The 22,534-nt window shown below is 64.7% G+C and carries 16 protein-coding genes; 6 read left to right on the top strand and 10 right to left on the bottom strand.

Translation table 11 applies throughout. The annotated features are described in order from the left end of the window. Nucleotides 1-60: 60 nt before the first annotated feature. Nucleotides 61-858, top strand: coding sequence for an outer membrane protein assembly factor BamD (locus tag AX018_RS04320; RefSeq protein ID WP_111876076.1), 798 nt, complete (start codon nt 61-63; stop codon nt 856-858). On the opposite strand, the gene AX018_RS04315 is transcribed toward AX018_RS04320, so the two are convergent. Beyond that, nucleotides 821-2,989, bottom strand: coding sequence for an ATP-dependent DNA helicase (locus AX018_RS04315; protein WP_245951422.1), 2,169 nt, complete (start codon nt 2,987-2,989; stop codon nt 821-823). The genes AX018_RS04320 and AX018_RS04315 overlap by 38 nt on opposite strands. Nucleotides 2,990-3,198: 209 nt before the next feature. Here AX018_RS04315 and AX018_RS04310 point away from each other — a divergent pair, with 209 nt between their 5' ends. Then, nucleotides 3,199-3,990, top strand: coding sequence for a PP2C family protein-serine/threonine phosphatase (locus AX018_RS04310; protein WP_111876075.1), 792 nt, complete (start codon nt 3,199-3,201; stop codon nt 3,988-3,990). A gap of 54 nt (nt 3,991-4,044) precedes the next feature. Here the strand turns inward: AX018_RS04310 and AX018_RS04305 are convergent, their stop codons facing one another. From AX018_RS04305 to AX018_RS04285, 5 genes are all read right to left on the bottom strand, one after another. Further along, nucleotides 4,045-4,764 (bottom strand): hypothetical protein, encoded by a 720-nt coding sequence (locus tag AX018_RS04305; protein ID WP_245951421.1) that lies wholly within the window; start codon nt 4,762-4,764, stop codon nt 4,045-4,047. Between the two features lie 35 nt (nt 4,765-4,799). Continuing rightward, nucleotides 4,800-5,897, bottom strand: a complete 1,098-nt coding sequence (gene zapE, locus AX018_RS04300; RefSeq protein WP_111876125.1) for a cell division protein ZapE — start codon at nt 5,895-5,897, stop codon at nt 4,800-4,802. Between the two features lie 80 nt (nt 5,898-5,977). Next, the gene (lpdA, locus tag AX018_RS04295) at nt 5,978-7,405 is read right to left on the bottom strand and encodes a dihydrolipoyl dehydrogenase (protein ID WP_111876074.1); all 1,428 of its coding nucleotides are present in this window, start codon (nt 7,403-7,405) and stop codon (nt 5,978-5,980) included. Between the two features lie 93 nt (nt 7,406-7,498). After that, nucleotides 7,499-8,761, bottom strand: coding sequence for a 2-oxoglutarate dehydrogenase complex dihydrolipoyllysine-residue succinyltransferase (gene odhB / locus AX018_RS04290; RefSeq protein WP_111876073.1), 1,263 nt, complete (start codon nt 8,759-8,761; stop codon nt 7,499-7,501). 65 nt (nt 8,762-8,826) lie between these two features. After that, nucleotides 8,827-11,706, bottom strand: a complete 2,880-nt coding sequence (locus tag AX018_RS04285; RefSeq protein WP_111876072.1) for a 2-oxoglutarate dehydrogenase E1 component — start codon at nt 11,704-11,706, stop codon at nt 8,827-8,829. A gap of 222 nt (nt 11,707-11,928) precedes the next feature. Here AX018_RS04285 and AX018_RS04280 point away from each other — a divergent pair, with 222 nt between their 5' ends. The 3 genes from AX018_RS04280 (at nt 11,929) to AX018_RS04270 (ending at nt 15,788) form a co-directional block, all read left to right on the top strand. Next, on the top strand, nt 11,929-12,981 hold the full coding sequence (locus AX018_RS04280; RefSeq protein ID WP_111876124.1) for an AI-2E family transporter: 1,053 nt from the start codon (nt 11,929-11,931) through the stop codon (nt 12,979-12,981). A 100-nt stretch (nt 12,982-13,081) separates the two neighbouring features. Beyond that, the gene (locus AX018_RS04275; RefSeq protein ID WP_111876071.1) at nt 13,082-15,352 is read left to right on the top strand and encodes a diguanylate cyclase domain-containing protein; all 2,271 of its coding nucleotides are present in this window, start codon (nt 13,082-13,084) and stop codon (nt 15,350-15,352) included. 79 nt (nt 15,353-15,431) lie between these two features. Further along, on the top strand, nt 15,432-15,788 hold the full coding sequence (locus AX018_RS04270) for a FlxA-like family protein (protein WP_111876070.1): 357 nt from the start codon (nt 15,432-15,434) through the stop codon (nt 15,786-15,788). Here AX018_RS04270 and AX018_RS04265 read toward each other — a convergent pair. Genes AX018_RS04265 through AX018_RS04250 form a run of 4 tightly spaced genes read right to left on the bottom strand, consistent with a single transcriptional unit; the run spans nt 15,779 to nt 21,454 of the window. Beyond that, nucleotides 15,779-17,452: an ABC transporter ATP-binding protein gene (locus AX018_RS04265; RefSeq protein WP_111876123.1), complete on the bottom strand. Its 1,674-nt coding sequence runs from the start codon at nt 17,450-17,452 to the stop codon at nt 15,779-15,781. The two genes, AX018_RS04270 and AX018_RS04265, sit on opposite strands and share 10 nt — an antisense overlap. Further along, nucleotides 17,452-18,552 carry an ABC transporter permease gene (locus AX018_RS04260; protein ID WP_111876069.1) on the bottom strand — a complete coding sequence of 367 codons (1,101 nt, stop codon included), beginning with the start codon at nt 18,550-18,552 and terminating at the stop codon, nt 17,452-17,454. The genes AX018_RS04265 and AX018_RS04260 overlap by 1 nt, the downstream gene beginning before the upstream one ends. 10 nt (nt 18,553-18,562) lie before the next feature. Next, nucleotides 18,563-19,597 carry a microcin C ABC transporter permease YejB gene (locus AX018_RS04255; RefSeq protein ID WP_111876068.1) on the bottom strand — a complete coding sequence of 345 codons (1,035 nt, stop codon included), beginning with the start codon at nt 19,595-19,597 and terminating at the stop codon, nt 18,563-18,565. A gap of 24 nt (nt 19,598-19,621) precedes the next feature. Continuing rightward, on the bottom strand, nt 19,622-21,454 hold the full coding sequence (locus AX018_RS04250; RefSeq protein WP_111876067.1) for an extracellular solute-binding protein: 1,833 nt from the start codon (nt 21,452-21,454) through the stop codon (nt 19,622-19,624). A 125-nt stretch (nt 21,455-21,579) separates the two neighbouring features. On the opposite strand from AX018_RS04250, the gene fabI reads away from it, so the two are divergent. Beyond that, nucleotides 21,580-22,377 carry an enoyl-ACP reductase FabI gene (gene fabI, locus AX018_RS04245; RefSeq protein WP_111876066.1) on the top strand — a complete coding sequence of 266 codons (798 nt, stop codon included), beginning with the start codon at nt 21,580-21,582 and terminating at the stop codon, nt 22,375-22,377. Nucleotides 22,378-22,534 lie beyond the last annotated feature (157 nt).

Genomic DNA, 22,534 nt, shown 5'->3' with positions numbered 1-22,534 from the left:
CTCGGCCTGCCGCCCCACCGGACCGGAACCGACCTCCTCCATTGTCAGAAAGCCGCTGCCATGCCGCGTTGTCCCCTGCCTCTGTTGTCCGCACTGCTCGCCGCCGGCCTGCTTGCGGGCTGCTCCAGCACCCCCGAAGACAAGACCGCCGGCTGGAGCCCCGATCGCATCTATTCCGAGGCGCGGGACGAACTGAACAGTAGCGCCTATGACAAGGCTGTGCCGCTGCTCGAGAAACTCGAAGGCCGGGCCGCTGGAACGCCGCTGGCCCAGCAGGCGCAACTCGAAAAGGCCTACGCCCAATACAAGGGCGGAGAGAAGGCCCAGGCCATTGCGACCCTCGACCGCTTCATGAAGCTGCACCCCGCAAGCCCGGCGTACGACTATGCGCTGTACTTGAAGGGCCTCGTCAACTTCAATGACAACCTGGGGCTTTTCTCCTGGGTTTCCCGGCAGGATCTCTCCGAACGCGACCAGAAGGCTGCCAAGGATTCCTTCGAATCGTTCCGCGAGCTTGTCACCCGCTTTCCGGAATCCCGCTACGCCAACGATGCGCAACAGCGCATGACCTATATCGTCAACTCGCTGGCGCAGTATGAAGTCCACGTGGCCCGCTACTACTACCAGCGTGGCGCTTACGTGGCCGCCATCAGCCGTGCGCAGGTGGCCCTGGCCGACTACAAGGATGTTCCGGCACTCGAAGAGGCGCTCTATATCCTCGTCAAGTCCTATGACGCCTTGGGCATGACCCAACTGCGGGATGACGCTCAACGCGTGATGGCGGCGTCCTACCCACAGAGCGGCCTCATGCGCGACGGCCTCAAGGCCAAGGAAGAACCCTGGTGGAAGATGTGGTGACAAGCGCCTGCAACGCGCTTTCCCACTCCACTTCCGTCTGAATCCGGCGCATGGGCGGCAACGCCGCGAGCAGGCGCTTTCCGTAGCCCATTGTCACGAGGCGTGAGTCGGCGATCGCCAACAACCCACGGTCGCTCTCGCTGCGGATCAGACGCCCTGCACCCTGCTTGAGTGCAATGGCCGCCTCGGGCAAGACGAAATGCCGGAATGCGCTTTTCCCGTGCCCCTCCAGGCGCCGGGACCGGGCCTCCACCACAGGATCGCCTGGCGGAGGAAACGGCAGTTTATCGATCACCACCAGTTGAAGCGCATCGCCCGGGACATCGAAGCCCTCCCAGAACGAGGCCGATGCCACCAGCACGCATCCGCGCCCACCCCCCCCATCGCATCCCTCCCGGAACCGCTCCATGAGCCGCCGCTTGGGCCATTGCCCCTGCACCAGCACTTCGATATCCGAGCCTTCGGGAAAGCATGCCTGGAGGGTCTCGCCAATGGCGCGCAGAGCCTTCAGCGTGGTCGTCAACACCAGCGTGCGTCCTCCGAGCACCCGTGCCGCCTGCCCCGCCCACCGTGCGACCGCCTCGCCATGCGCGGCATCCGAGGGCGACGGCAAATGCCGGGGGACATACAGGGCAGCCTGCTCGGCGTAATCGAAGGGGCTTTCCACCCGCAGCACCCGGGCATCCTCCAGGCCGCACGATGCGGTAAACCAATGCAGCGACGCGTCGTCCCCCAGCGTGGCCGAAGTAAAGATCCATCCACGCGGGCGTGCCGACAACGGAGGCGTGTGCGGGCCTCCACCAGCCTCATCGTCCTGCCATGGCAGATCGCGGTCATCGGTGGATTCCGTGCAGGGTGGTTTCTCACCCGCCAGGTCATCCCTTTCAATGCCGGGGTGCCATAACGCGTGCATGGGCTTTGCAATGTCCAATGGCGACTGCACCATGCGCACTTGATGCGCACCGATGTCCACCCAGCGCACGGCATCGGGCTCCATCGCGTCGGAGAACATGGCGATCCGCTCCAGCAGACGAACACAGCGCTCGTGCAGGCGAGTGAAGTCAGGAGATGCCTCACCCACTCCATCCAACGCTACCAGCGCCTGGCGGCATGCACTCGACAGCCGCTGCAGCCCCGCCTGCCAGGCTTGCGGATCCACACGCTCCGGCACCTCGCCCACCCAGCGCAATCGGGTACCCGCAGGCCACATGCCGGCGGCCAGCCGCCAGTCCCTTGCCGCCTGGTCAAGCGCTGCAGCGATGGCAGGCCAGTCCTCCAGCCCGCGAGCGGACTGAAGCCCTGCCGCGAGCACATCACGCGCAAGGTCCAGCCATTGCGCGGACGATATCTGCACGCCCAGGAACTGCACGCCCGTTTCGTTCAACTGATGCGCCTCATCGAACACGACGACCCGCACGCTGGGCAGCAATTCCGCCATGCCTGAACCCCGGATGGCTTGATCCGCGAAAAACAGATGGTGGTTGATGACCACGATGTCGGCGGACAACGCCTCCTTGCGAGCGATATGGACATGACAGGATCGGAAACGGGGGCAAGAGGAGCCCAGGCAGTTCTCGAGCGTCGACGTGAAAAGCTGCACGGCGGCCGAGCGCTCATCCAACCCGGGCAACTCCGAAAGATCGCCGCTCGCAGTGCAGTGGGACCACGTTTCCACCCGGGCAATCAGGCGGGCCACGGCGGGCTCCTGTGCCAGCGGATGCTGACGCGCCAGTGCAAGGCGGTGCAGACACAGGTAGCTGGCGCGCCCCTTGAGCAGCGCCATGCGCAGCGGCAGGGCCAGCACCTGGGCAAGGCGCGGCAGATCACGGGAAAACAACTGGTCCTGCAATGCCTTGGTGGCCGTCGAGATGAGCACGCGCTCGCCACTCAGCAGCGCAGGCACAAGGTACGAAAACGTCTTGCCGACCCCCGTCCCCGCCTCCACCACGAGCGCACCTCCGCATTCGATGGTTTCCGCCACGGCGACCGCCATCTCCGTCTGACCATGGCGCGGCCGAAAATTCGGCTGCGCCGACACCAGAACCCCATCCTCGGCGAAAGCCGCCGCCACTGCCCGAACCAGCATGGAGGGATGCGGCTCCCCCGTGCCCATGGCCACCTCGCCGCTCATTCCCGGCCTTCGGTCCATGGCAGGCCAAGACACCCTGGAGGCAAGCGGGAAGGCACGCGGCGCCGGACAAAGAAGTAATCGGACATGGGAGACGGGCAGAGAGCACGAACAGGCGATAGCTTGGCGAAAAAGCACGACGCCGCTCGATAATACGGTTTCAAGCCTGCCCATGGCCGCCACAGGCCTCCACCCGCCCTCATACTGCCACCATGACCAAACCGTTTCGCCTCACCGCGTCGACCGGCATCCACAAGGGCGATCGCGAGTACCAGCAAGACCAGGTGGCACTGATTGCCCACCCTCGCCACAACGGTTGCGTGCTCGGCGTGGTGGCGGATGGCATGGGGGGGCGCAGCGGAGGACGCAAAGCCTCGGACCAGGTCATGATGACGGCCCGGCAGCTCTTCGAGCGTTACTCACCCGACAGCGACGACCCTGCCGCCATGCTCAAGCACATGGTGGAAGAAGCACACATCGTCATCCGGCTCACCGCCATCTCGGCAGAGCAGGAGCCCCACAGCACAGTGGCAGCGTTTCTCATCAACCCCAAAGGCGATTGCCATTGGGCGCACGCCGGCGATTCACGCATCTACCATTTCAAGGGTGCGCGCCTTGTCTGCCGTACCAGCGACCATTCCTACGTCCAGGCACTGGTGGATCGTGGCGAGATCACCGAGGCAGAAGCCAACACCCACCCTCACTCGAACATCCTCGTGGGCTGCCTGGGAACCGAGAGCGATCCCCCAGTGACGGTTCACACCATCCCCCAGTTGGTACCGGGCGACATCCTGCTGGCCTGCAGTGACGGCGTGTGGCATTACTTCTCTCCCACCGAGCTGGGTTCAGTCGTGGATTCGCTGACCCCTCGGGAAGCCACAGAGTTCCTGATCGAGAAAGCCCGCGCGCGGGCGCGGGGAGGCGGCGACAACCTCTCCCTTGCCATCGTCAAGATCGAAGCACTGGCCGAGGAAAAGAAGCTCCCGCGGATCAAGCAGACATGACCGTGTCTCCGGATGGGATTGATTTCACCATCCGGTCAGGCGGCCTGAACTTTGCTATGGGGTCGCGGACGCAGTTGCCTTGGGCGGTGGAGGCAAGGGGGCTGCCGGCGCACGCCCCGCCGCCGCGGATTCCGCCTGCGCCCGCTCGCGCTTTTCCCGGCGCTCCTGGGCAGCCTTCTGTTTGGCTTCGTAGCGCTCCCGCGCCTCAGCGGAGCGCGCTGGCTGCGCTGCGGCACGCTCCGCCTGGGTCGCCCTGTGGGCCTGCTCGTGGGAACGCTGGTGGTTTGCACGGGACCGGGCCGCATCCTCACGTTCGGCACGGCTTCGCTCCAGGGCATCCGCAGGACGAGATGCCCCATGCATGGGGGCCGGGCGCTCGCCGCTTTCGATCCTTTGACGCTGCTCGCGCTGCTTCTGTTCAATGGACTGGTTACGGAGGGCAGCTCTCTCACGCCGTTCAGCGTCGTTCAAGGCCACCTCGCGCTTGCGCAACGCATCTTCGCCATCGCGAACCTGGGCACGCACACCGCGGAGGCAATCCTCGACGGCAAAGTGCTGATAGCAGACGGCCTCTTCCTTGACTTTGCGCCCCTCAAGGGCACGGCGCTCTTTCTGGATGCGCTCACGCTCGATACGCCGTTCTGCCTGGGCCGCCTCCAAGGCACTCTTGGCAGCTCCTTCATCAACCATCGGCTGAGCCTGGGCGATGCCAAGCAAGAAGCAGCATGCAGCCAGAAAGGCAGCCATGGCACGGCAATCGGGCAAAAGTTGCATGCGAAATCCTCTCATCGCGCAGCCTGTGCGCAGCATCAGGTAAGCCCCGTATCGACCACCCGTCGCTCCAAAGCCAGGAACTCCCTGGACTGCATCTCGCTGAGTCGCGACACGGTGCGCGGAAACTCATGCGCCAAGGGCCCCTCGGTATAAAGCTCCTCAGGGGGCACTGCCGCCGACAGGATGAGCTTGACGCGACGATCGTAGAGCACGTCCACCAGCCAGGTAAAACGCCGGGCGGGAGACGCCATGGCGACCGGCATGTAGGGAACATTCGAGAGCAGCACGGTATGGAATTGCGACGCGATCTCCAGATAGTCGTTCTGCGAGCGCGGCCCCGCGCAAAGCTCATCGAAACCGAACCACACCACGCCGCCAGCCTTGCGGCGCACACGGATCTCGCGCGCCTCGATGCGTAGCACGGGCTCTTCGTCGCGAACTTCCGCCAATTGATTGAAGGCAGCCTCCATCTCCGCCTCGGCCTGGGGCCCCAGGGGGCAGTGGTACAGCTTGACCTGCTCCAGCGTGCGGCGGCGGTAATCCGTTCCGTTGTCCACGTTCACCACCTCGAGCTTCTGCTTCAGCAGCTCGATCGCCGGAAGGATGCGATCCCGGTGCAACCCCCCGGGATAAAGCCCGTCGGGTTCGAAGTTGGAGGTCGTGACGAAGCCCACGCCATTGTCGAACAAGGCCGCCAGCAGCCGGTGCAGGATCATCGCATCGGTGATGTCGGCCACATGGAACTCATCGAAGCAGATGAGCTTGTAGCGTTTTGCGATCTTCTCGCCCAGCACGTCGAGCGGGTTCACCGTTCCCTGGAGAGCCGCCAATTCCCGATGCACTTCCCGCATGAACTCGTGGAAATGCAGGCGCACCTTGCGGCGAATGGGAACCGCATTGAAGAAGCAATCCATCAGGAAGCTCTTGCCACGCCCGACCCCGCCATACATGTATACGCCGCGCGGTACTTCCGGTCGGTTGATCAGCTTCTTGAGCGCGTTGGACCGTTTCTCCTTGTACATAGCCCAGTCGTCCGCACAGCGCTGCAGCGCCTCGACCGCTCTCAGCTGTGCCGGGTCGCTGCGGAAACCCTTGGCGACCAGCTCGGCCTCATACGCCTGCCTCACATTCACGAACAACTCTCCATGACTACAAAAAGAACAGCTGCCAGCGCAGTGATTTCATGCGCTGGCAGCCACGTCAACTCACACCATCAGAAATTGAGCGTGCGCTTGTCGACGGCCAGCGCAGCTTCCTTCGTGGCTTCGGAGAGCGACGGGTGCGCGTGGCAGATGCGCGCGATGTCCTCGGCACTCGCCTTGAACTCCATTGCCACCACGGCCTCCGAGATCAATTCGCTGGCCATCGGGCCGACGATGTGCACGCCCAGGATCTCATCCGTGGCGGCGTCGGCCAGGAATTTGACCATGCCCGTCGTGTCACCCAACGCGCGCGCGCGACCATTGGCCAGGAACGGGAACGTGCCGGCCTTGTATTGCACGCCATCGGCCTTGAGTTGCTGCTCCGTGCGCCCCACCCACGCGATCTCGGGGCTGGTGTAGATCACCCACGGGATGGTGTTGAAATTCACATGGCCGTGCTGACCGGCAATCCGCTCGGCCACGGCCACGCCCTCTTCCTCGGCCTTGTGTGCCAGCATCGGGCCGCGCACCACGTCACCCACGGCCCATACGCCCGGCAGATTGGTCTTGCAGTCGGCATCGACCACGATGGCGCCGCGCTCGTCCAGCTGCAGGCCCACGGCTTCCGGATTCAGGCCGATGGTATTGGGCACTCGGCCGATGGAGACGATGAGCTTGTCCACCACCAGCTCCTGCGCCTCGCCCTTCGCATTGGCGTAGGCCACGGTGACGCCGTCACCGTCCGTCTTGATCTCGCCGATCTTCACGCCCAGTTCGATCTTCAGGCCTTGCTTGTCGAAAGCCTTCTTGGCTTCCTTGGCGATCTGCTCGTCCACCGCGCCGAGGAATGCAGGCAACCCTTCGAGCACCGTCACGTCGGCACCCAGGCGGCGCCACACGGAACCCATTTCCAGACCGATCACGCCGGCGCCGATGAGACCCAGCTTCTTTGGCGTGGCACCGATGCGCAGTGCGCCATCGTTGGACAGCACCTTCTCCTCATCGAACGGGACGCCCGGCAGAGCACGGGGGTTGGACCCCGTCGCCAGGATGATCTGCTTGCCCACGAGCGTTTCCTGCGCAGCGCCAGCCACCTGGATCTCGTAGCCGCCCTCGGCCGCCTTCACGAAGGAGCCGCGTCCGTGGAAGAACGTGACCTTGTTCTTCTTGAAGAGATACAGGATGCCGTCGTTGTTCTGCTTCACCACAGCGTCCTTGCGGCCGATCATCTTGGCAACATCGATCTTGACGTCGCTCGCGGTGATGCCGTGCTCGGCAAAGTGCTTGTTGGCATGCTCGTAATGCTCGGACGACTGCAGCAGGGCCTTGGAGGGAATGCAGCCCACGTTGGTACAGGTGCCACCGGGAGCGGGACCGCCCTTCTCATTCTTCCACTCGTCGATGCAGGCCACGTTGAAGCCCAGTTGCGCCGCACGGATGGCTGCGATATAGCCGCCGGGGCCACCGCCGATGACGATCACGTCGAATTGCTTGCTCATTTCAGTTCAATCTTGCTGAATCGGTTGAAGAAAAAACCCACCGGCGGGCCACGGCCAGCGGCCGACCACGCGGGCGGGTTTGTCGATGAAAGGTCAGATGTCGAACAGCAGACGGGCCGGATCTTCCAGGGCATCCTTCATCGCGACTAGGCCCAGCACAGCCTCACGGCCGTCGATGATGCGGTGGTCGTAGGACATGGCCAGGTAGTTCATCGGACGCACGACGACTTGGCCGTTCTCGACCACAGCACGGTCCTTGGTGGCGTGCACGCCCAGGATGGCCGATTGAGGCGGGTTGATGATCGGCGTGGACAGCATCGAACCGAACGTGCCGCCATTGGAAATCGAGAACGTTCCGCCGGTCATCTCTTCGATGCCGAGCTTGCCTTCCTGGGCCTTCTTGCCGAACTCGGCGATCTTCTTCTCGATGTCGGCAAAGCTCATCTGGTCGGCATTGCGCAGGATCGGCACGACGAGGCCACGGGGCGAGCCCACGGCAATACCGATGTCGAAATAGCCGTGATAGACGATGTCATTGCCGTCCACCGACGCGTTCAGCACGGGGAACTTCTTGAGGGCATGCACTGCCGCCTTCACGAAGAAGCTCATGAAGCCCAGCTTGGTGCCATGCTCCTTGGTGAAGCTGTCCTGGAACTTCTTGCGCAGATCCATCACCGGGGCCATGTTCACTTCATTGAACGTGGTCAGGATGGCATTGGTGGACTGGGATTGCAGCAGACGCTCGGCAATGCGGGCGCGCAGGCGGCTCATGGGCACGCGTTGCTCGGGCCGGTCGCCCAGCTTCGGAGCGGCGGGAGAGGCTACCTGGGGCAGCGCCTTGCTCGGTACCCCCGTGGGGATTGCGCTCGGTGCCGCAGCTGGCTTGGCAGCAGCGCCGCCGGCCACAGCGGCCAGCACATCGCCCTTGGTCACACGGCCATCCTTGCCGGTGCCGGCCACGGCGGACACGGACAGGTTGTTGTCGGCCAGCAGCTTGGCAGCGGCGGGCATTGCCACGTCGCCCTTCGTACCGCCAGCCGCGGCGGGAGCAGGCGCACTCGCCGGAGCGGCGGCAGGTGCTGCCGCCGGCGCGGGGGCCGCGACTCCGGCGACTGCCTCGGTGTCGATCCTGGCGATGACCTGATCGGCCACGACCGTGGCACCGTCGCCCTGGACGATCTCGGCCAGCACGCCGGCAGCCGGCGCAGGCACTTCCAGAACCACCTTGTCGGTTTCGATCTCGATCAGGATTTCATCGATGGCGATAGCCTCACCGGCCTTTTTCTTCCAGGAGAGCATCGTGGCTTCGGCCACGGATTCGGACAGTTGAGGGACTTTGACTTCTACGATAGCCATGAGGATTCTTTCAGAACTTATTTTTCGCTGTGGATTGCGGTTCGTGGGCCTGTGTCTTCACGCACTCATTTGGCAAGAACGAAGCCCTTGAGCTTGGCGAACGCACCGTCCACCAGCGCCTTCTGCTGCTCCTGGTGCAGGTGCGAGTAACCGACGGCCGGAGATGCAGAGGCAGCACGGCCGGAGTAGCCCAGCTTCTGGCCTTCGAGCATGTTTTCGTGGATGTAGTGCTGCACGAAGAACCATGCGCCCTGGTTCTGCGGCTCGTCCTGGCACCACACGATGTCGGCGACATGGGGATACTTTTTGAGCTCGGCCGCAAACGCCTTGTGCGGGAACGGATAGAGCTGCTCGACACGGACGATGACCACATCGTCGGCACCCTTTTCCTCGCGCTTTTTCACGAGGTCGTAGTACACCTTGCCCGAGCAGGCGATCACGCGCTTGACCTTGTCGGCCTTCTTGTTGATGGCCTCGTTCTGCTCCGGGATCACGGTCTGGAAACCGCCCTTCGTGAATTCGGACAGCGGCGAGGTCGCATCCTTGTTACGCAGCAGCGATTTCGGCGTCATGATGACCAGCGGCTTGCGCAGGTGACGGACCATCTGGCGGCGCAGCAGGTGGAAGATCTGGCTGGCCGTCGTGGGCTGGCAGACCTGCATGTTTGCATCGGCCGACAGCTGCATGAAGCGCTCGAGGCGCGCGGAGCTGTGCTCGGGGCCCTGGCCTTCATAGCCGTGCGGCAGCATGAGGGTGATACCGTTCACGCGGCCCCATTTCACCTCGCCGGACGCGATGAACTGGTCGATCACGACCTGCGCACCGTTGGCGAAGTCGCCGAACTGCGCCTCCCAGATCACGAGCGTGTTGGGATCGTTGGAGGCATAGCCGTATTCGAAACCCAGCACCGCCTCTTCGGACAGGATGGAGTCGATCACGACGAACGGTGCCTGGTTGTCGCTCACGTTCTGCAGCGGCACGTAGGTGCCCTCGCTCCACTTCTCGCGGTTCTGGTCGTGGATCACGGAGTGGCGGTGCGTGAACGTGCCACGCCCGCAGTCCTCGCCAGACAGGCGCACGGGAAAGCCGCTGGCCACCAGCGAAGCAAACGCCATGTGCTCGCCCATGCCCCAGTCCACATTGATCTCGCCGCGCCCCATGGCGGCACGGTCGTCATAGACCTTCTTGACCAGCGGGTGCGGCGTGACACCTTCGGGGATCGTGGTGATGCGATCCGCCAGACGTTTCCACTCCGTGAGCGGAATGGCGGTGTCGGCGGAATCCGTCCACTTCTTGCCGAGGAAGGGACTCCAGTCCACGGCGTACTTGCTCTTGAAGTTGGTCAGCACCGGGTCCACCGTGTGCTTGCCGGCATCCATGGCGGCACGATAGGCCTTGGCCATGTCATCGCCCAGCGATTCGCCCAGCCCCTGGGTCGCGAGCTTGTCGGCATAGAGCTTGCGCGTCCCGGGGTGCTGGCCGATCTTCTTGTACATGAGCGGCTGCGTCAGCGCGGGCGTATCCTGCTCGTTGTGACCCAGCTTGCGATAGCAGATGATGTCCACGACCACGTCCTTCTGGAACTCCATGCGGAATTCAAGGGCGAGCTGGGTGGCCAGAACCACGGCTTCGGGATCGTCGCCGTTCACATGCAGCACGGGCGACTCGATCATCTTGACCACGTCCGTGCAATACAGCGTGGAGCGGCTGTCTCGCGGATCGGAGGTCGTGAAGCCGATCTGGTTGTTGATGACGATGTGGACCGTGCCGCCCGTGGAATAGCCACGGGTCTGCGCCAGGGCCAAGGTTTCCTGGATCACGCCCTGACCTGCGAAGGCCGCATCGCCGTGCACCAGCACGGGCAGCACCTGCTTGCCGTGGGGATCGCCACGGCGATCCATGCGCGCACGCACCGAGCCCTCGACCACGGGGTTCACGATTTCGAGGTGCGAGGGATTGAAGGCCAGCGACAGGTGCACCGGGCCGCCGGGGGTGGAAACGTCGGAGCTGAAGCCCTGGTGGTATTTCACGTCGCCAGCGGGCAGCTCTTCGGGGGCCGTATGGTCGAATTCGGCGAACAGGTCTTTGGGCATCTTGCCCAGGGTGTTCACGAGCACGTTCAGGCGACCGCGGTGGGCCATGCCGATCACGATTTCCTGCACGCCCTTGGCACCGGCCGACTGGATCAACTCGTCCATGGCGGCGATGAAACTCTCTCCGCCTTCAAGGGAAAAACGCTTCTGGCCAACGTACTTGGTGTGGAGGAAACGCTCCAGTCCTTCCGCGGCAGTCAGGCGGTCGAGGATCTGCCGCTTTTTCTCGGCGCCGAAGTTGGGCTTGCTGCGGATGGTCTCCAGCTTTTCCTGCCACCAGCGCTTCTGGTTCTGCTCGGAGGCATACATGTACTCGGCACCGATGGTGCCGCAATACGTTTCGCGCAGGGCATTGACCAACTCGCGCAACGGCATGCTTTCCTTGCCGAAGAACGTGTTGCTGGTGTTGAACACGGTTTCCTGGTCGGCATCGGCGAAACCGTAGAAGGAAAGTTCCAGTTCAGGAATGGAGGGGCGCTCGGTGCGCTTGAGGGGATCCAGGTCGGCCCAGCGCTGGCCCACGTTGCGGTACGCGGAAATGAGCTGCTGGACAGCGGTGCGCTTGCGGCCGAGTTCGGAATCCGCGCCGGTGGCCACCACAACCTGGGTGCCGCCCTGTTTGGCGCGCTCGGCGAACGCATTGATCACGGGCTGATGGGGGACGTCCTTGGCATTCGTGCCATCAACCGCCGGCACATGCTGCAGCGCATCGAAGTATTCGCGCCAGGTGTCCGGCACGCTACCGGGGTTGACGAGATAGCTCTCGTACATCTCTTCGACATAGGGCGCATTGCCACCGAAGAGATAGGTGTTGCCTTGGTAGGCTTGATAGACGGACGTCGTATCGCTCATATTCCGCTGACCTCCGCTTCCCTGAGGGAAGCATTAGCTGGTTGGTAAACCTTCCGCGACACGGCTGAACCGATTGGCGGATGCGACTGTGGCTCGGGGAAGGGCCTGAATCTTGCGCCCACGATTGTGCCACTGAACATCCGTGGATGCCCGCCCGCCGGCAAATCCAGGGATATGCCACGCGTCTCGCGTACATTTCGGCCAACACAGCCGATGCCGCCCATGAAGTCTCCCCTTTTGCAGAATCGCACGTTCATTGCCCTCCTCATTGCCGTCAGCGTGGCCTTCGTCGCGATTCTTTGGCCATTCCATGGTGCGGTTTTCTGGGGCATCATCCTGGCGATCCTCTTTGCCCCCCTGCACCGCAGGCTGCTGCGGAGAATGCCCCGCAGGCGCAATCTCGCGGCGCTTTGCACGCTGATGCTGTGCCTAGTGGTAGTGATCCTGCCGATGACGCTGATCACCGTCTCCCTCGTGCAGGAAGCGAGCCTGGTGTACGAGCGTATGCGTTCGGGACAGCTGAATTTCGCAGACTATTTCCAGCAGGTTATTGCGGCCCTGCCGTCCTGGGCATTGCAGGTGCTTGATCGGCTGAACCTGACCTCGGCGGCCGAATTGCAGGCCAAGCTCTCGTCCGTGACGGTCCAGGCCACGCAGTTCGTCGCAGGCAAGGCACTGGACTTCGGGCAGAACACGCTGCAGTTCCTGGTGAGCTTCGGCATCATGCTGTATCTGCTTTTCTTCCTGCTGCGCGACGGCGCCGCCCTGACGGCACGCATCCGCGAAGCAACGCCGCTCGACGAAGAGCACAAGCGCCAGCTTGCAGGAAAGTTCACCACGGTCATCCGCGCGACGGTCAAGGGCAATATCGCAGTGGCGGCCGCGCAAGGGGCCCTGGGCGGGCTGGCCTTCTGGTTCCTTGGCATCCAGGGCCCCGTACTCTGGGGTGTGCTGATGGCATTCCTGTCGCTGCTGCCCGCGGTGGGAGCGGGCCTCATCTGGGCGCCCGTCGCGGTGTACTTTCTCGCCACCGGCGCTGTGTGGCAAGGTGCCGCGCTGGCCGCCTTCGGCATTGGCGTGATCGGCCTCGTGGACAACGTCCTGCGCCCGGTGCTCGTGGGCAAGGACACGAAGATGCCCGACTACGTGGTGCTGATTTCCACCCTGGGCGGGATGGCCCTCTTCGGGCTGACGGGTTTCGTGATCGGCCCTGTCATTGCCGCGCTGTTCATCGCCACCTGGGACCTGTTCGCTCCGCCCTCCCACGCCCGATGACAATGACGGTGCTTCGGCTTTGCGCCGGAGCACTGGAAGAGGCACACTGCTGCCCATCCGCTCCCTGGACGCCCACCGTCCCAACGCCGCATCGCCCTCCATGCGCATCCCCCCTCATCACCGTCTGATCCTGCTGGCCGTAGCACTGTCGGTCGGCATCGGGGCTCTGTTCGCACGGGCGATCCTGACCATCCGCGACGACGAATGGAACTATGCGCGCGATGCCAATGCCGCTTTTGCCCGTACCCTGGAGCAGAACATTGCCCGCACGCTCGACGGCTTTGACCACTCGCTCTCCGGCGTGGTGAATGTGCTGGCGCGGTCGGACCTCCGGTCCTTGCCCCTGGACATGCAGTACACGATGCTTTTCGACCACTCTCTGCGCACGCGCGGACTGGGCGCCGTCGCGGTTCTGGACACGGCAGGCAACGTGGTGATCAGTTCGACCGGCAGAAGCGTGGGCACCCCCAACCTGGCCGACCGCGACTATTTCCGCGTTCACACGCGCGACGGCCCCCAGGGCGTTTACGTGGGCACCCCCATCCGCGGACGTGTTTCCGGGGAATACAGCCTGGCGATGAGCCGCGCCTATTTCCACAGCGATGGGAGCTTTGCCGGCGTCGTGGTGGGCACCGTGCGGTTGAGTTATTTCGAAGAACTCTTCGAGTCGCTGGGGCTCGGGCCGCAAAGCCTCGCGGAGATCGTCCGCTCCGACGGCACGGCCATCGCGCGATTCCCGTTCCGGACGGAAGATGTCGGTCAATCCGTGGACAAACGCCATCTGAATCGCATCACGGAATTCGAGGAGGGCCACTTCACCGAAACCGCCGCAGAAGCGCGCGACGGCATTGCCCGCCTGCATGCCTTTCGCCAAGTGGGTGACTATCCGCTTGTCGTGGCCGTGGGCCAGTCGGTGGACAGCATCCTGTCGAAATGGCGCCGCAGCGCGGTGGTGCTGGGTTCTTTCGCAGCCCTCCTGATGGTGGCATGCGCGGGCCTGGCCGCTCTGTTCGCCCGTGAACTGGCCCAGCGCCAGGCCATCGCGGCGCAACTGCGGCAGGCCGAGCACGACATGCGCACCATTCTGGACAACCTGCCTTCGCTGGTGGGCTACTGGGATCGGCATCTGCGCAACCGGTTCGCCAACCAGGCCTACCTGGATTGGCTGGGCGTGTCGCAGGACCAGATCCGAGGCACGCCCATCGAACAGGCGCTGGACGCAGACACCTACGCCTGCGCCCTGCCCCACCTGGAGCGCGCGCTGCAAGGGCGCAAGCAAGTGTTCGAGCGTGCCATGCAGCTTCCATCGGGCGAGGTACGGCACACGCTCGTCTCCTACATCCCGGACCAGGACGCGAACGGCACCCAGGGCATCTTCGTTCAGATCGACGACCTCACCGAACGCAAGCGGATGGAAGACCTGCTCTTCGAAGAAAAGGAACTGGTCCGCCTCACCCTGCAATCCATCGGCGACGCCGTCCTCTGCACCGATGCAGCGGGGCGGGTGACCTACATCAATCCCGTGGCGGAAAAAATGACCGGCTGGCAAGCCTTCCACGCGGCCGGCCGCGACATCGACGAGGTCGCCCCCCTGCTGACGCCCTTGGGTGCCCCCGCCCGCCACCCCGCACGCAACGCACTGGAGGGAGCACCCGCGCAGCCCCCAGAGCGTGGCCTGGTACTGCAATGCCGCGACGGCCGCCGCATCGATGTCGAGAACAGCGTGAACCCGATTTCGGACCGGCATGGCCAGATCACGGGCACGGTGATGGTCCTGCGTGACGTCACCGAGGCGGTCACGCTGGCACGGCGCATGGCGCACCTGGCTCAGCACGACATGCTCACGGATCTCCCCAACCGGGTATTGCTGCAGGACCGTGCCCAGCAGGCGATTGCCCACGCCCGGCGCGATGGGCACAGCCTGGCGCTCATGTACATCGACCTCGATGGTTTCAAGCAGATCAATGACACGCTGGGCCACGATGTGGGCGACCTGCTGCTCGTGCAGGTTGCGCGGCGCTTCAAGAATTGCGTCCGGCAATCGGATACCGTGTGCCGCCAGGGCGGGGACGAGTTCGTCGTCCTGCTGCCCTGCGTGGAGCACGCAGACCAGGCCTGCCTGGTATCGCAAAAAATCATGGCCGCCTGCGAACCGCCTTTCGACCTGCAAGGCCAGTCCCGCCAGATTCGCCTGAGCGGCGGCATTGCGCTTTTTCCGCAGCACGGGGAAAACTTCGAAGAACTCGCCCGCAGTGCCGATATGGCGCTATACACCGCCAAACGCGCAGGACGGGGGCATTTCCGCTTGTCTTCGGGCGCCGACCAGGAACCCATTCCAGTCATGCCCTGGGCCTCTTCGCAGCAGGCATAGACCGCATGCCAGCCGAACACGGCCTTTTTTTCTACTTTCCGCCCTTCAGTTTTCTCCAGAAGCTCCGATAGACCCAGGCATGGCCACCTCCATTTCTGTTTCGATTCCCGGCGCTGCCACCCCTGCCACCGCATCCAGTGGCTCTTCGGGCAGCGAGATCGCAGCGCTTCGCAAAAAGCTCCAGGAGCTCTACAGCGAGCTGAAGGACGTCTCGTCCGGCGAAGGAACCCCCGAAGCCAAGAAGAAAAAAGCGGAAGCGCTGCAAAACCAGATACAACTGGTCCAGCAGCAGATCGCGGCCCTGCAGCAAGCCAAGGAAAAAGAGCGGCAGCAGAAAGCCGAACAAACGCAGGGACAGCAGGCCAAATCCCAGGATGCCGCCTCCAAGCCCACGTCCACCACCCACCTCGGCTCCAAGGTGGACACCTACGCCTGATGCACCTCAGGGTCCGCTGCCCTCACCAGCCGCTGGGTGTAAGGGTGCTGCGGAGCCGCCAGTACCTGCTCAACGGGCCCTGACTCCAGAACCTCGCCATCCTTCATGACCAGCACCTCGTGCGCCATCGCGCGGATCACCGCCACGTCGTGCGTGATCAGCAGATAGCTCAGCGCACGCTCTTTCTGCAGGCGCTGCAACAGCGCCAGCACCTGCTGCTGGATGGTCACGTCCAGTGCGCTGGTAGGCTCGTCGAGAACGAGTAGCGCAGGGTTCAGGATGAGGGCCCGGGCGATCGCGATGCGCTGGCGCTGCCCGCCCGAAAACTCATGGGGATAGCGCGCCAGCAGCCCCGGGAACTGTGCATCGGAGAGCCCCACATCGGCCAGCGCGGCCTCGACACGTGAGCGCCGCTCGGCGGCGGCGCATTCAGGCGCATGCACCAGCAGCCCCTCCCCCACGATCTCTTCCACAGTGAGGCGTGGCGACAGCGACGAGAACGGGTCCTGGAACACCACCTGCACGCTGCGGCGCAAGGTCTGGTTGGCGGCGCTGTTGCGCTGGGCCGGCAACTGCCACGACCGCCCCGCGATCCGCAGGGCGCCATCGAAAGGCAGCAGCCCGAGAATGGCTTGCGCCAGCGTGGATTTTCCAGAGCCTGACTCGCCCACGACCCCCAGCGTGCGCGCCACGGGAATCACGAGATCGGCCCCCTTCACCGCCACGAACGTGCCGCGCCGGAACCAGCCCCGCAAGCCGGGCAGCGCCGTGGGGTACGTCACGCGCACCCCGCGCGCATCGGCCGCCGGCGCCCCTGCCGGCGTGGACGGGCCCTCGATCACATCGCGCCGGGGGACGCTGCCGAGCAGCCGGCGCGTATAGGCATGGCTCGGGGCGCAGAACACCTCGGCCACGGCCCCCTCCTCCACCAGCACGCCACGCTCCATCACCGCCACGCGATCGGCGAAGCGACGCACCATGTGGAGGTCATGGGTGATGAGCAGCACGGCCATGCCCGTCTGGCGCTGGAGGTTCGAGAGCAGCTCCAGAATCTGCCCGCGCAGGGTCACGTCCAGCGCGGTGGTGGGTTCATCGGCCAGCAGGAGGCGGGGCCGGCTGGCCAGGGCCATCGCGATCATCGCGCGCTGGCGCTGCCCTCCGGAGAGCTGGTGCGGATACGCCGTCGCACGGCGTTCAGGCTCGGGAATGCCGGTGCCTGCCAGCAGCTCGACCGCCTGCCGCGCACCCTGGGCCGGCGTGAGCGCCTGTTTGAGTTGCAGCACCTCGGCAATCTGCGCCCCCACCGGCATCAGTGGGTTGAGCGCCGTCATCGGCTCCTGGAACACCATGGCGATATCGCTGCCGCGCACACCGCGCATGGCGCGCTCGGAGAGCGCCAGCAGGTCCTGCGCACCCTGCCCCGCAGCACGCTGGAAAAGCACGCTGCCCGATACCTGTGCATCGCCCGCGAGCCGCAGCAACGAGAGCGCGGTGATGGTCTTGCCAGAGCCGGATTCGCCCACGAGCGCCAGCTTTTCTCCCGCCGCGACGTCGAAGTCCACGCCATGCACCACGGGCTTGTCGCCGAACCGCACGCCCAGGCCCCGAACCCGCAGCAGCGGCCCCTCGTCTGCGGAGGCGGAAAAAGGAGCGGTCTGATCCATCATCGGTCGGCCTTTCGCGGATCCAGCGCATCCCGCAGGGCATCGCCCATGAAGGTGAGCAGCAACAAGGTCACGACCAGCACCGCGAACGTGGACAGCGAGATCCACCATGCGTCGATGTTGTTCTTGCCCTGGTTCAGCAGTTCGCCCAGCGATGGCGTCCCGGGCGGCACGCCCAGGCCCAGGAAGTCGAGCGACGCAAGCGCGAGGATCGCGGCACTCATGCGGAACGGCAGGAAGGTGACCACCGGCGTCATGCTGTTGGGCAGGATGTGGCGCCCGATGATCTGCCGGTCCGGCACGCCGAGCGCGCGCGCGGCCTTGACGTAATCGAGCTGCCGATTGCGCAGGAACTCGGCGCGCACGTAGTTGGAAAGCCCCATCCAGTCGAAGAGCGACAACAGCACCAGCAGCAGCGCCACGCTGGGAGCGAACACCGCGGAAAAGATGATGAGCAGGTACAGCTCCGGCATCGAGCCCCAGATTTCGATGAAGCGCTGGAAGGCCAGATCGGTCTTGCCGCCGAAGAACCCCTGGATCGCCCCCGTCACCACGCCCAGCACCACGCCCACGGCGGTGAGCGCCAGACCGAAGAGCACGCTCACGCGAAAGCCATAGATGAGCTGCGCCAGCAGGTCACGGCCCCGGTCATCGGTGCCCAGCCAATTCTCCGCCGTGGGTCCGGACGGATTGGGCGCCTTGGCGAAGTAGTTCAGCGTGTGGGGCCCGTAGGGGTTGAGCGTGTAGATCGCCCAGTTGCCGCCCGTGCCGAGCCGCTCGCGAATGAAAGGGTCCAGGTAATCCGTCGGGGTCTCGAAGTCCCCGCCGAAGGTCTTTTCCGGATAGTCGTGCAGCATCGGCAGGTAGAACCGGCCCTCGTAGCGCACGAGCAGTGGCCGATCGTTGCTGATCAGCTCCGCGCACAGGCTCAATGCCACCAGCACGCTGAACGCGATCAGGCTCCAGTAGCCCAGCCGGTTGCGCTTGAAGCGCAGCCAGGCACGCCGCCCGGGCGATAAGGATACGGCAGCACCGCCATCGCGCGGGCCGCCACGGTCCGGGCCCTGCCCGGCGGGGGGAGAAAGGCGGCCGTCGGCCATCCCGGAAGAATCAGTCGAACTTGACACGCGGGTCCACCCACACATAGCAGAGGTCGCTCACGAGCTTGGTCACGAGCCCGATCAGCGTGAAGAGATAGAGCGTACCCAGCACCACGGGATAGTCGCGCCGGATCACGCTTTCGTAGCTCAGTTGCCCCAGCCCATCGAGCGAGAACAGCGTCTCGATCAGCAGCGAACCCGTGAAGAACGCACCGATGAAAGCTGCGGGAAAGCCGGTGATGATGGGAATCAGTGCGTTGCGGAACACGTGCTTCCAGAGCACCTGCCGCTCCGACAGGCCCTTGGCGCGCGCGGTCAGCACGTACTGCTTGCGGATCTCCTCCAGGAAGGCGTTCTTGGTCAGCATCGCCGTCACGGCGAAACTGCCGATCACCATGGCCGTGACGGGCAGCGTGATGTGCCAGAGATAGTCCGCGATGCGCGCTCCCCAGGACATCTCATCCCAGTTCGGAGAAGTCAGGCCACGCAACGGGAACCATTGCAGTTGGCCGCCGAAGACCACCAGCAGCGCCACGCCGAGCACGAAGCCCGGGATCGCATAGCCCACCAGCACGATCAGCGTGGTCACGAAGTCGAATCGCGAGCCTGCCCGCACGGCCTTGGCCACGCCGAGCGGAACGGCCACCAGATAGCTGATGAAGAAGGTCCAGAGCCCCAGGCTGATCGACACGGGTAGCTTTTCCCTCACGAGTTCCCAGACATCCTTGTTCTGGAAGAAGCTGCGGCCCAGATCGAAGCGCGCGAACTGCCCCAGCATCTGGATGAAGCGCTCATGCGCAGGCTTGTCGAAGCCGTAGAGCGCCTTGATCTGCTCCAGCCGCTTCGGGTCCACGCCCTGTGCCCCGCGGTAGGTCAGGCCGCCTCCCTCCCCTCCACCATGCCCGCCGGCACCGGCCTTGGCCTCGGCCAGATACTGCTCCACCGGGCCGCCTGGCACGAACTGGATCACGACGAAGGTGAGCAGCAGCACGCCCAGCAGGGTGGGCAGCATGAGCAGCACGCGCTTGAGGATGTAGGAAAACATGGAGGACGGCGGCTGGAGCGTTTTTCAGGACTTCTTCGGCGAGGGTTCGGTTTGCGGCGGCATGCGCGCCCACCAGGTATCGATGGCCCAGGTCTCGCCCCCGGAATAGGGCGGCAGCACGTCCGGCCGCTGCAGGCGCCACGCGTTGTACACCATGCGATGGTTGCCGGCCGTCCATTGCGGGATCAGGTAGTGCCCATGGGCGATGATGCGCTCCAGGGCATGGCAGGCGGGCAGCAATTGATCGAGGCTCTTGGCCGACACCATGGAACGGATCATCGCGTCCACCGCCGGGTTCTTCACGCCGGGAAAGTTGCCCGAGTCCTCGGTGTCCGCGGCCTGGGAGCCGAACATGTCGGCGAACTCCTGGCCCGGGTTGTTCGTGCCCTGGTAGGCGATGGTGGTGATGTCGAACTCGAACTTCTGCAGGCGCTGCTGGTAGAGCGCGAAGTCCACCGCGCGGAACTGCAGGCGGATGCCGAGCTTCTGCAGGTTGCGCATCCAGGACGAATACGTGCGCACGCCGCCTTCGCTGCTGTCCAGGTATTCCAGCACCATGGGCTGGCCCTGCGCGTTGCGCAACGCGCCGTCGCGCACCTCCCACCCGGCCTGCCTGAGCAGCGCCTGCGCACGGCGCAGGTTGTCGCGCAGCGAGTGGTCGCCATCGGTGCGCGGCGGCGTGGACATCGGCCCGAACGCCGCGGCGGGGATGTCCTTGCGCCAGGGCTCCATGAGTGCCAGCTCAGCGGCGGACGGCACCCCCGTCGTCTCGCACATCGTGTTGCCGAAAAGGCCGTTCACGCGCCGGTAGGCGCCGTAGAAGAGCTGCCGGCTCATCCACTCGAAATCGAAGGCCAGGCCCAGCGCTTCCCGCACCCGCACGTCCTGCAGCATCGGCCGGCGCGTGTTCAGCACGAAGCTCTGGAAGCCCGAGGGCTGCTTGTGCGCGAACTCCCCCTTCACCAGCTCTCCGCTATCGAACTTGCGCCCCGTCACGCGGCGCGCCCAGTCGCCCGCGCTGAAGAACCGCATGAGGTCGAATTCGCCCGCCTTCAACGCTTCGAGCCGCGCGGTGTTGTCCTTGTAGATCTTGACCTGGATGCGGTCGAAGTTGGCGGACCCCTTGCGCACATTCAGGTCGCGCGCCCAGTAGCCCGGGTCCCGCACGTAGGTGATGTCCTTGCCGAAGCGCACGGGGCCGATGCGGTAGGGACCGCTGCCGATGGGGATGTCCATCACCACCTGGTCGAAGGGCTTGGCCTTGCCGTTCTCCATGCCCCAGTCGCGGCTGAAGACCGGCAGCCCCCCCACGGTGAGAGGCAGTTCGCGGTTGGGATGCTTGAATCGGTAGCGCACGGTGCGGTCGTCCAGCACCTCCACGCCCGCCACATCGAACAACAGCGTCTTATACGCCGGAGAAGTGAACGGCCCCATCAGCGTATCGAAGCTGTACTTGACGTCCTGCGCCAGCACCGGCTTGCCGTTGTGGAACCGCGCCTGCGGCCGCAGGCGGAAGGTGGCCGACAGGCCATCGGCAGCCACGTCCACGTCCTCGGCCAGCAGGCCGTAGCCGGTGGCCGTCTCGTCCAGAGAACCCGCCAGGAGCGAATCGAACATCAGGTTCGACAGGTACGCGGGAGCGTTGCCCTTGATCGTGAACGGGTTGTACTTGTCGAAGGTCGAGACGCGCAGGTTGCTCACGAGGCGCAGCTCTCCGCCCTTCGGGGCATCGGGATTGACGTAGGCGAAATGGTCGAAGCCGGGCGGCATGCGGGGCTCTCCCCACATCGCATAGGCATGTGCTCCCCACGCGGGCAGCGTGCTTCCCCAAAGCAGCAGGATCGACCATAGACGCATGCGACAATTCTGCACTACGGTTGCCGCGCCGGGCCGCGCAACATGGCAACCGCACGTTTCACGGCCTGGCCCAGGCGCCAGCGCCCCCTCCCCTCATCCACCGCCCTTTCCCCAGGAGAAGAACAATGGGTTTTCTGACCGGCAAGAAGCTGCTCATCACCGGCGTGCTGTCCAACCGCTCCATCGCCTACGGCATCGCCAAGGCCTGCCGCGCGCAGGGTGCGGAGCTGGCCTTCAGCTACGTGGGTGAACGCTTCAAGGACCGCATCACCGAGTTCGCCGCCGAATTCGATTCCACCCTGGTCTTCGATTGCGACGTGGCCAGCGACGAGCAGATCGAGCGCCTGTTCGCCGACCTCTCAAAGACCTGGCCCCGGTTCGACGGCTTCGTGCACAGCATCGGCTTCGCACCGCGCGAAGCCATCGCCGGAGACTTCCTCGAAGGCCTCTCGCGCGAGTCCTTCCGCATCGCGCACGACATCAGCGCCTACAGCTTCCCGGCGATGGCCAAGGCGGCCCTGCCCTACCTGAACGAGGGTGCGTCCGTGCTCACCCTGAGCTACCTCGGCGCCCTGCGCACCGTTCCCAACTACAACACCATGGGCCTCGCCAAGGCAAGCCTGGAAGCCAGCGTGCGCTACCTCGCCGAATCGCTGGGCCCCCGCGGCATCCGCGCGAACGGCATCAGCGCCGGCCCCATCAAGACGCTGGCGGCCAGCGGCATCAAGGACTTCGGCAAGCTGCTCGGCGTGGTGGCCGGCGCATCCCCCCTGCGCCGCAACGTGACCATCGAGGACGTGGGCAATGCCGCGGCCTTCCTGCTGTCCAACCTCGCGAGCGGCGTGACGGCGGAGATCATGTACGTGGATGGCGGCTTCAGCCAGACCGGCGGCATCAGCCGCGACAGCACCGAGCTTTCCTGAGTCTTTCAGGCCCCATGTCGCCGTATCTTCTAGGTTTCTTGCTATATTTTAAGTAGCAAAATCCAGCACGTCGGCAGGTCCAGGCCATCGATACGGAACGCCGCCGGCCAGATCCGGGGCACCGCAAAAAAGCCCGGCTGCACCGCAAGGTGCGCCG

Origin of the sequence: Paracidovorax anthurii, from assembly GCF_003269065.1 — a bacterium.
GTDB lineage: Bacteria > Pseudomonadota > Gammaproteobacteria > Burkholderiales > Burkholderiaceae_C > Paracidovorax > Paracidovorax anthurii.
Note: the sequence above shows the minus strand (reverse complement) of the source record. Positions and strands in the feature narration are given on the sequence as shown.

What these genes read in the sequence shown, in the direction of transcription:
- AX018_RS04260 (WP_111876069.1), bottom strand. Translation starts at nt 18,552, where the DNA reads ATGGCCGACGGCCGCCTTTCTCCCCCCGCCGGGCAGGGCCCGGACCGT.
- AX018_RS04315 (WP_245951422.1), bottom strand. Translation starts at nt 2,989, where the DNA reads ATGAGCGGCGAGGTGGCCATGGGCACGGGGGAGCCGCATCCCTCCATG.
- AX018_RS04255 (WP_111876068.1), bottom strand. Translation starts at nt 19,597, where the DNA reads ATGTTTTCCTACATCCTCAAGCGCGTGCTGCTCATGCTGCCCACCCTG.
- fabI (WP_111876066.1), top strand. Translation starts at nt 21,580, where the DNA reads ATGGGTTTTCTGACCGGCAAGAAGCTGCTCATCACCGGCGTGCTGTCC.
- AX018_RS04320 (WP_111876076.1), top strand. Translation starts at nt 61, where the DNA reads ATGCCGCGTTGTCCCCTGCCTCTGTTGTCCGCACTGCTCGCCGCCGGC.
- AX018_RS04275 (WP_111876071.1), top strand. Translation starts at nt 13,082, where the DNA reads ATGCGCATCCCCCCTCATCACCGTCTGATCCTGCTGGCCGTAGCACTG.
- AX018_RS04280 (WP_111876124.1), top strand. Translation starts at nt 11,929, where the DNA reads ATGAAGTCTCCCCTTTTGCAGAATCGCACGTTCATTGCCCTCCTCATT.
- AX018_RS04305 (WP_245951421.1), bottom strand. Translation starts at nt 4,764, where the DNA reads ATGCAACTTTTGCCCGATTGCCGTGCCATGGCTGCCTTTCTGGCTGCA.
- AX018_RS04270 (WP_111876070.1), top strand. Translation starts at nt 15,432, where the DNA reads ATGGCCACCTCCATTTCTGTTTCGATTCCCGGCGCTGCCACCCCTGCC.
- AX018_RS04250 (WP_111876067.1), bottom strand. Translation starts at nt 21,454, where the DNA reads ATGCGTCTATGGTCGATCCTGCTGCTTTGGGGAAGCACGCTGCCCGCG.
- odhB (WP_111876073.1), bottom strand. Translation starts at nt 8,761, where the DNA reads ATGGCTATCGTAGAAGTCAAAGTCCCTCAACTGTCCGAATCCGTGGCC.
- lpdA (WP_111876074.1), bottom strand. Translation starts at nt 7,405, where the DNA reads ATGAGCAAGCAATTCGACGTGATCGTCATCGGCGGTGGCCCCGGCGGC.
- AX018_RS04310 (WP_111876075.1), top strand. Translation starts at nt 3,199, where the DNA reads ATGACCAAACCGTTTCGCCTCACCGCGTCGACCGGCATCCACAAGGGC.
- AX018_RS04265 (WP_111876123.1), bottom strand. Translation starts at nt 17,452, where the DNA reads ATGGATCAGACCGCTCCTTTTTCCGCCTCCGCAGACGAGGGGCCGCTG.
- AX018_RS04285 (WP_111876072.1), bottom strand. Translation starts at nt 11,706, where the DNA reads ATGAGCGATACGACGTCCGTCTATCAAGCCTACCAAGGCAACACCTAT.